Here is a 7,586-nt window from a genome sequence, read left to right as displayed (position 1 = left end):
GATTTAGGCAAGCCTGTATTTACCGGCGAATTTGGCGCCGATATGAAAGTGTCGCTGCTGAACGACGGTCCCGTTACCATAGTGATTGATACAAAAAATAAAGAATAATGTTAATAAAAGACGCACAAGCACAGGTTGACCACTGGATAAAAACAGTGGGGGTTCGATATTTCAGCGAACTAACCAATATGGCTATTCTCACCGAAGAGGTGGGCGAGCTGGCACGTATTATGGCGCGTAAGTACGGCGATCAGTCGTTCAAGGAAAGTGATAAAAATAAAGACCTGGCCGATGAAATGGCCGATGTGTTATGGGTACTTATTTGCATGGCAAACCAAACCGGTGTAGACCTTACCGAGGCGCTGGAGAAAAATTTTGAGAAGAAGAATATCCGGGATGCTAACAGGCATAAGGACAATGAAAAGTTAAAAAGTTAATAAGTTGACAGGGTAAAAACCGATGTGCATACAGACTGTTTCCTGCAGTAGGGAATCTTGATTATAAGTCTTGTCAATTTGTTAACTCTATTAACTTACCAACTATTATATTTGCATCCTTATGGCAACAGATAACAACAGGTTCCAGGCAATAATTGCGCATTGCAAAGAGTATGGATTTATTTTTCAGTCCAGTGAAATATACGATGGGCTTAGTGCCGTTTATGACTATGGCCAGTGGGGAAGCGAGCTCAAGAAAAATATCCGGGATTACTGGTGGAAGAGCATGACCCAGATGCATGAGAACATTGTTGGTATCGATGCAGCCATTTTTATGCATCCCACCACCTGGAAAGCCAGCGGACACGTGGATAATTTCAGCGATCCCATGATCGATAATAAAGACAGTAAAAAACGCTACCGCGTTGACCACCTGATTGAGGCAAAGGCCGATGAGTGGGAAAAAGAAGGTAAAAAAGCGGAAGCAGACGCATTACTGGCTGAAATGGATAAGTTGTTGGCTGCCAATGACTACGAAGGGTTAAAAAAGCTTATAGAAGATAATAAAATAAAATGTTTGGTAAGCGGTACCGCCAACTGGACAGAAGTTCGTCAGTTTAACCTGATGTTCAGTACCCAATTGGGTAGCGTATCAGAAGAAGCCAGCGAAATTTACCTGCGCCCCGAAACGGCCCAGGGTATTTTTGTAAATTTCCTGAACGTACAAAAAACCGGTCGGATGAAAATACCTTTTGGTATTGCCCAAACCGGTAAGGCTTTCCGTAACGAGATCGTGGCCCGCCAGTTCATTTTCCGCATGCGGGAATTTGAACAAATGGAAATGCAGTTCTTTATTCGCCCCGGCTCTCAAAAAGAGTGGTACGAATACTGGAAAGAAGCGCGCATGAATTGGCACCTGAGCCTGGGTATTCCAAAAGAAAAATTCCGTTTTCACGACCACGTTAAGCTCGCTCACTATGCCGATGCGGCTTGTGATATAGAATATGAATTTCCAATAGGTTTTAAAGAGCTGGAAGGTATTCACTCCCGCACTGACTTTGATTTAAAGAATCATCAGTTGTACAGCAAAAAGAAAATGCAGTACTTTGATCCGGAGATCAATCAGAACTATATCCCATATGTAGTGGAAACCTCAGTAGGGCTCGATAGGACGTTCATGATGATCATGAGCGAGGCCTACACAGAAGAAGACCTGAGCACTGCTGAAAAGCAGGATAGCCGGGTGGTATTGAAATTCCCCCCAAAACTAGCGCCCAATAAACTAGCCATTTTACCATTGGTGAAAAAAGATGGTTTACCAGAAATTGCCCGTAAGATCATGGATGATTGCAAACCGCACTTCCGTTGTTTTTATGAGGAAAAAGACGCCATTGGAAGACGTTATCGTCGTCAGGATGCAATCGGTACACCGTTCTGTATAACCGTTGATCACCAGACCAAAGAAGACGGTACAGTGACCATCCGTCACCGCGATTCCATGCAACAGGATCGTATTCCTGCTAGCCAGGTTAGGGAACTGGTGCAGAAGTACATTATGGAATAGCAGCTTAAATATTTTATTAATTGCAATGTATTATCGAAGAACTACTATTTTAATTTATAATTAAGCGTGTATTTTTGTAGAACCTTAAAACAAACCAGGTGAATTAAGATGGAGGTACAATGCTCTTAATAAAACTATCGATTGACGTATCAATGCTGGTTGGCATTATAGTCGTTGCCCTTGCCACCGGTTTCCTGTTCCGAAGCGCGCAACTGAAGAAACAAAAGCACAGGGTGTGCGAACTGGAGAAAGAAATGATGGCAAGCCATGCAGAAATCCTTGAATTACAACAAGAAAAACAAGTGCTGGAAAAACAGCTGAAAGGTGTATCAAACATTCCGGTAATACCTATCACAGCCAAAGAATCAGAAAAATTACAGGATAAGTCCGTAGGAAAGAGTAAGTAATCAATCCCCGTTTTCGCACTTTTTGTCCCTTTGCCCGCACTATTGTAATCAACAGCCTTTGTAGATATCCCCCGGTAATTAGTATACGTGTCATCAGTTTATACCGATGGCAGCGCCCCTTTATTATCCATACAGTTCCAGGTGAATGGTTTTACGGTCATACCCCAGGTCCTGGATGCGTTGTTTAGCTTCATCTATCATGTTCTTCCAGCCGCATAAATAAAAATAGGCTGGTTTAACGGTAGCCGGGCCGTCATTTGCGTGCAGGCTATTGGCCCGGATTATTTCCTCATATATGGAATGCACATACCCTGTGCGGATAAGATGGTTATAATTTTCGGGAACTTCGCGGGAATAAGTGGGAAGGTATTGAAAGCTGGTCACTTTTTCCGACAGCTCCTCTAATTCCTTACCATACAGATTATCGGTAAGCTTTCTGCAGCCAAAGATCAGGTATATGTTCTGGTGAACGATATTGTGATTTAAAATATGATGCGCCATCGACCTGAAGGGCGCTATGCCCGTACCGGTACAAATAAAGAACAGGTCGCGGTCAATGGGTTCGGGCAGGGTAAATTTGCCCTGCGGGCCACGAAACGTTAATTGATCTCCCTCTTTCACTTCATTAAAAAGCCAGGTGGTACCGGCGCCACCCTCTAGTAAAACGATCACCAGTTCAAACACATTGCTGCCATCGGGCCAGGAAGCAATGGAATAGCTGCGCCACCGCTTGTTTGGTTTTTCATGAATGGGCATGTCGATGGTTACAAACTGGCCGGGCTCAAAATCGAACGCTTGCATGTCAGGCACTTCTATCCAATACCTTCTGGTGTTACTGGTTTCATTTACGATCCGAATAACGTTTCCGGTGTGCCAGGTTAGAGACATATGGCTTGCAATTTTTAGATACCTGCTTAAGTTACTGGATTTAGTTGAGAAGTTAACTTGTTGATGAGTTAACAAGTTAAAGCGTCAGGACGGCTACAAACCACAAACCTCAGGCTACAGGCAGAAACAGCCAGGCTCAAAGCCACGAAACCGGCAACCGGTGACCGGAAACTTGCTCTCTGATAATCAATATTTAACATTCTCCGGTTAACTCGTTAACATGTCAACTTGTTAACTTATCAACTTTATGTACCTTTGCGCCGCTGATATGAATTTGCAGGAGTTGCTCAATGGGTATAAAAATAACCCCCGCCTTTTTTCTCTGGCGGACAGGCTGACTTTTGCCCAACCCCAACAGGTATTTTGTAAGAACCTGCACGGAAGCGCTTCAGCCTTTGTAATCGGCACTATTTACCAGCACGAAGCCAACAGCCAGCTCAACCACGTTATAGTTTGTGAAGATTCCGAAGCGGCTGCTTACATGCACAATACGCTGGAAAACCTGACCCAGGCGCTGAATCTCTTTTTCTTCCCCACCTCTTTTAAGAACAGAAAGAATTTCCGGTTGCTCAATTCTTCGCACGTGATGTTGCGAACAGAAGCGCTGACCCGGTTTTCTTCCCCCCTGGCCGGCAGCAACCGCGTGGGTGCCCTCATCACTTATCCGGAGGCGCTGTTTGAAAAAGTAGTATTGCCCAAAACCCTGGCCGGAAATATTATTTATCTGAAATCGGGCGACTCCATAGATGTAGAAGCCTTGTTGCGCCAGTTGGTTGACTATGGCTTTTCAACTACCGATTTTGTATACGAACCCGGACAGTTCGCCTTACGCGGTGGGATCCTCGATATCTATTCATTCGGTAATGAAAAACCTTACCGCATTGAATTGTTTGGAAACGATGTAGACTCCATCCGCATTTTCGATCCCGAAACCCAGTTGAGTGAGCGGAAATTGTTACAGGTTAGCATCATTCCCAATGTAGAAACGCAGTTTGATGAGGAGAACAAGATCTCCCTGTTTGAATTTCTACCCCAAAACACCGTGTATTGGTTTCAGGACTGGGAGTTGACCAAAGAAAGGTTGTTGACCCAGGAAGAAGACCTGCACCTGTTCCTCGAAATGCAGGCCACCTTTACTGTGCCTAAAGAGGCTGCTGAAGAAGATGACAAGACCGTAAAGACCAGCATAAAGGCCGATGAGTTTATTTCAGGCTCCCTGAAAAAACAGTTGGCCAATCGCCATGTAGTGGAGTTTGGCTATCAGTCTGGGTTCATGGAGGATAGCGAGCCCACTCAACACGCACCACTCACCATTGACTATAATACCAAAGATCAGCCGGCCTTCAACCGCCAGTTCGATCTGCTGATAAAAGATCTGAAGTCGTGGGAAGCAAAGAAATTCAGTCTGTATTTATTTGCAGAAAATCCCCGGCAGTTAGAACGGTTGAACAGCATTTTTGAAGATCTGAAAGCAGGCATCCAGTTTACCCCGGTGCCTACCAGCATACACCAGGGATTTATTGATGAAGACCTGAAAGTGATCTGTTATACCGATCACCAGATCTTTCAGCGTTATCATAAATACAAGGTTAAACAGGCATATAATAAGAATAAGGCCATTACCCTGCGAACTCTGCGCGAATTACAACCGGGCGATTACGTTACCCATATTGACCATGGCGTAGGTATTTACAGCGGACTGCAAAAGCTGGAATCGAACGGCAAAATGCAGGAAGCCGTGCGCATCATTTACAGAGACAGCGACATCCTGTATGTGAATATTAACTCGCTGCACAAAATATCGAAGTACACCGGTAAGGAGGGAAGCGTACCCAAGGTGAACAAACTGGGCAGCGATGCCTGGAACAAGCTGAAGGAAAAAACCAAAACAAAGGTTAAGGAAATTGCCTTTGACCTTATTACCCTGTACGCGCAACGTAAGGCGCAGCAGGGCTTTCAGCATGCCCCCGATAATTACATGCAAACCGAGCTGGAAGCTTCCTTTATTTATGAAGATACGCCCGATCAAAGCAGGGCTACAGGCGATGTGAAGAAAGATATGGAATCACCATCGCCCATGGACCGGCTGGTATGCGGCGACGTTGGTTTTGGTAAAACGGAGATCGCCATTCGCGCAGCATTCAAAAGCTGTTGCGATGGAAAACAGGCCGCTGTGCTGGTGCCTACCACCATCCTGGCGTTCCAGCATTATAAAACATTCAGCGAGCGCCTGAAAGATTTTCCGGTTACGGTAGATTATGTGAACCGCTTCAAATCGGCCAAAGAGAAAAAGGAAACCTTAAAGAAACTCGAAGAAGGTAAAATAGATATCATCATTGGCACCCATGCCCTGTTAGGCAAGGAGGTTAAATATAAAGACCTGGGTCTCCTGGTAGTTGACGAAGAACAAAAATTTGGGGTGGCGCATAAAGAAAAGATCAAGACCCTGCGAACTAATGTAGACTGTTTAACCTTAACGGCAACGCCGATTCCGCGTACGTTACAGTTCAGCTTAATGGGCGCCCGCGACCTGAGTATTATGAATACGCCGCCGCCCAACCGGCAACCTATACAAACCGAAGTACTGGTATTTAACCACGACTTCATCAGGGATGCCATCTATTATGAGACTGAGCGGGGCGGACAGGTATTCTTTATTCATAACCGCGTTCAGGGATTGTCGGAAATGGCGGCCCTTATTCAGGGATTGTGTCCCGACCTGAGCATTGGGTTTGCCCATGGCCAGCTGGAAGGACATATCCTGGAAGAACGCATCCTTGACTTTATTGATAAAAAGTACGACGTACTTATTTGTACCAATATCGTGGAGAGCGGGGTAGATATTCCCAATGTAAATACCATCATCATCAACAACGCCCACCATTTTGGATTAAGCGATCTGCACCAGTTACGGGGCAGGGTAGGGCGCAGCAATAAAAAAGCATTCTGTTACCTGCTGGCGCCACCCATGAGCACCTTACCGCCCGATTCAAGAAAGCGGTTACAAACGCTGGAGCAGCACAGTGAGCTGGGCAGCGGCTTCCAGATAGCCATGCGCGACCTGGATATCCGCGGCGCAGGAAACCTGTTGGGTGGAGAACAAAGCGGCTTTATGGCCGAGATAGGATTCGAAATGTACCAGAAAGTACTGGAAGAAGCCATCAAGGAGTTGAAGCGTACACAGTTCCGGGAATTATTTAAGGCAGAAATTTCCAAACAGGAAGATTATGTGCAGGATTGCACCATCGATACCGATCTGGAGATACTGATCCCCGATAGCTATGTAGAAAGCATCACCGAACGGTTAACGTTATATACCCGGTTGGATAATTGTGATAACGAAGAAGAACTGCAGGCATTTGGCCTTGAGCTGCAAGACAGGTTTGGACCAATACCTCAACAGGTGGAAGACCTTTTTGATACTGTACGCGTGCGCAGACTGGCCGTAGAACTGGGTTTTGAAAAAATGTTGTTGAAAGACAATACCCTGAAATGCTATTTCATCAATAAAGCCGACTCGCCTTATTTTGAGTCGAATATTTTCCATAACATTCTCACCTTTATTCAAACCCAAACGAATAAAGCCCGCTTAAAGCAGAACGGAAAATTATTTATGCTGGTGGTGGAAGATATGAGCACCATGCAAAAGATGGTCCGCTTCCTGTCGCAAATGAGAGAGTTTATGAATAAGCAGGAGGCTACGGCGTAAGTTTATTTAAGTTCTACTTCAAAGTACAAATCATCAAAGGATAACTTGTAGTCAATTGTTTTAATGGGAAGTATAGCGTTGCTATCCTCAAAGTTTTGAATTTTCCACAGGTCAGTAGACTGGCGGGTATAGATAGCAACATATTTTCTGAGCGAATCAATAACTATATATTCTTGTAAGCTAGGAATCCGTTGGTAGTAAAAAAATTTATCGCCGCTATCGTGTTCTTTGATTGAATCAGACAATACTTCAAATATTACAGCCGGGTTTTTTGCTGTATCAAACTTATCATCTTCCATTTCTGGTTTTCCGAAAATAATAGTAGCATCAGGATAGGTGTAAGAATTGGCCGAAGGAATACTTATGCGCAGATCGCTTGGGTTTATTCTACAACCTTTACCTTTAAGAAATCCCCCAATTTCTCGTAATAGATTAGCTACAATATAATTATGAGCAAGTGAAGCACCTGCCATCGCTATTATTCTACCATCCAAATACATATGTTTGGTAGTGGATTCCCTTTCCATTACCAGATATTCTTCAGCAGAAACATATTTTATAGCGGGCGCGCCCATTTTTTT

The 7,586-nt window shown here is 44.5% G+C and carries 7 protein-coding genes; 5 read left to right on the top strand and 2 right to left on the bottom strand.

Annotated elements, in window-relative coordinates:
* From ACJ751_RS23650 to ACJ751_RS23635, 4 genes are all read left to right on the top strand, one after another.
* Positions 1-108 (top strand): D-aminoacyl-tRNA deacylase (locus tag ACJ751_RS23650; RefSeq protein WP_407748007.1); only part of this gene is annotated, 108 nt, incomplete at its 5' end.
* On the top strand, positions 108-437 hold the full coding sequence (locus tag ACJ751_RS23645) for a nucleotide pyrophosphohydrolase (protein ID WP_407748006.1): 330 nt from the start codon (positions 108-110) through the stop codon (positions 435-437). The genes ACJ751_RS23650 and ACJ751_RS23645, both read left to right, overlap by 1 nt.
* A 121-nt stretch (positions 438-558) precedes the next feature.
* Entirely contained in the window at positions 559-2,001 is a 1,443-nt protein-coding gene (locus tag ACJ751_RS23640) for a glycine--tRNA ligase (RefSeq protein WP_407748005.1), read from the top strand.
* A gap of 119 nt (positions 2,002-2,120) precedes the next feature.
* Complete coding sequence (locus ACJ751_RS23635; RefSeq protein WP_407748004.1) at positions 2,121-2,408, top strand: hypothetical protein; 288 nt, start codon at positions 2,121-2,123, stop codon at positions 2,406-2,408.
* A 123-nt stretch (positions 2,409-2,531) separates the two neighbouring features.
* Here ACJ751_RS23635 and ACJ751_RS23630 read toward each other — a convergent pair whose 3' ends face one another.
* Positions 2,532-3,296: a ferredoxin--NADP reductase gene (locus tag ACJ751_RS23630; RefSeq protein ID WP_407748003.1), complete on the bottom strand. Its 765-nt coding sequence runs from the start codon at positions 3,294-3,296 to the stop codon at positions 2,532-2,534.
* 247 nt (positions 3,297-3,543) lie between these two features.
* On the opposite strand from ACJ751_RS23630, the gene mfd reads away from it, so the two are divergent.
* The gene (gene mfd / locus ACJ751_RS23625) at positions 3,544-7,005 is read left to right on the top strand and encodes a transcription-repair coupling factor (protein WP_407748002.1); all 3,462 of its coding nucleotides are present in this window, start codon (positions 3,544-3,546) and stop codon (positions 7,003-7,005) included.
* 2 nt (positions 7,006-7,007) lie between these two features.
* Here the strand turns inward: mfd and ACJ751_RS23620 are convergent.
* Positions 7,008-7,586, bottom strand: a 579-nt coding sequence (locus ACJ751_RS23620; protein ID WP_407748001.1) for a Uma2 family endonuclease, incomplete at its 5' end; no start/stop codon positions are given.

The organism is Niastella sp., from assembly GCF_045805085.1.
Taxonomy (GTDB): domain Bacteria; phylum Bacteroidota; class Bacteroidia; order Chitinophagales; family Chitinophagaceae; genus Niastella.
This window is presented reverse-complemented; position numbering and strand designations above follow the sequence as displayed.

Coding starts and splice junctions, on each gene's coding strand:
- ACJ751_RS23645 (WP_407748006.1), top strand. CDS start 108: ATGTTAATAAAAGACGCACAAGCACAGGTTGACCACTGGATAAAAACA.
- ACJ751_RS23640 (WP_407748005.1), top strand. CDS start 559: ATGGCAACAGATAACAACAGGTTCCAGGCAATAATTGCGCATTGCAAA.
- ACJ751_RS23635 (WP_407748004.1), top strand. CDS start 2,121: ATGCTCTTAATAAAACTATCGATTGACGTATCAATGCTGGTTGGCATT.
- ACJ751_RS23630 (WP_407748003.1), bottom strand. CDS start 3,296: ATGTCTCTAACCTGGCACACCGGAAACGTTATTCGGATCGTAAATGAA.
- mfd (WP_407748002.1), top strand. CDS start 3,544: ATGTACCTTTGCGCCGCTGATATGAATTTGCAGGAGTTGCTCAATGGG.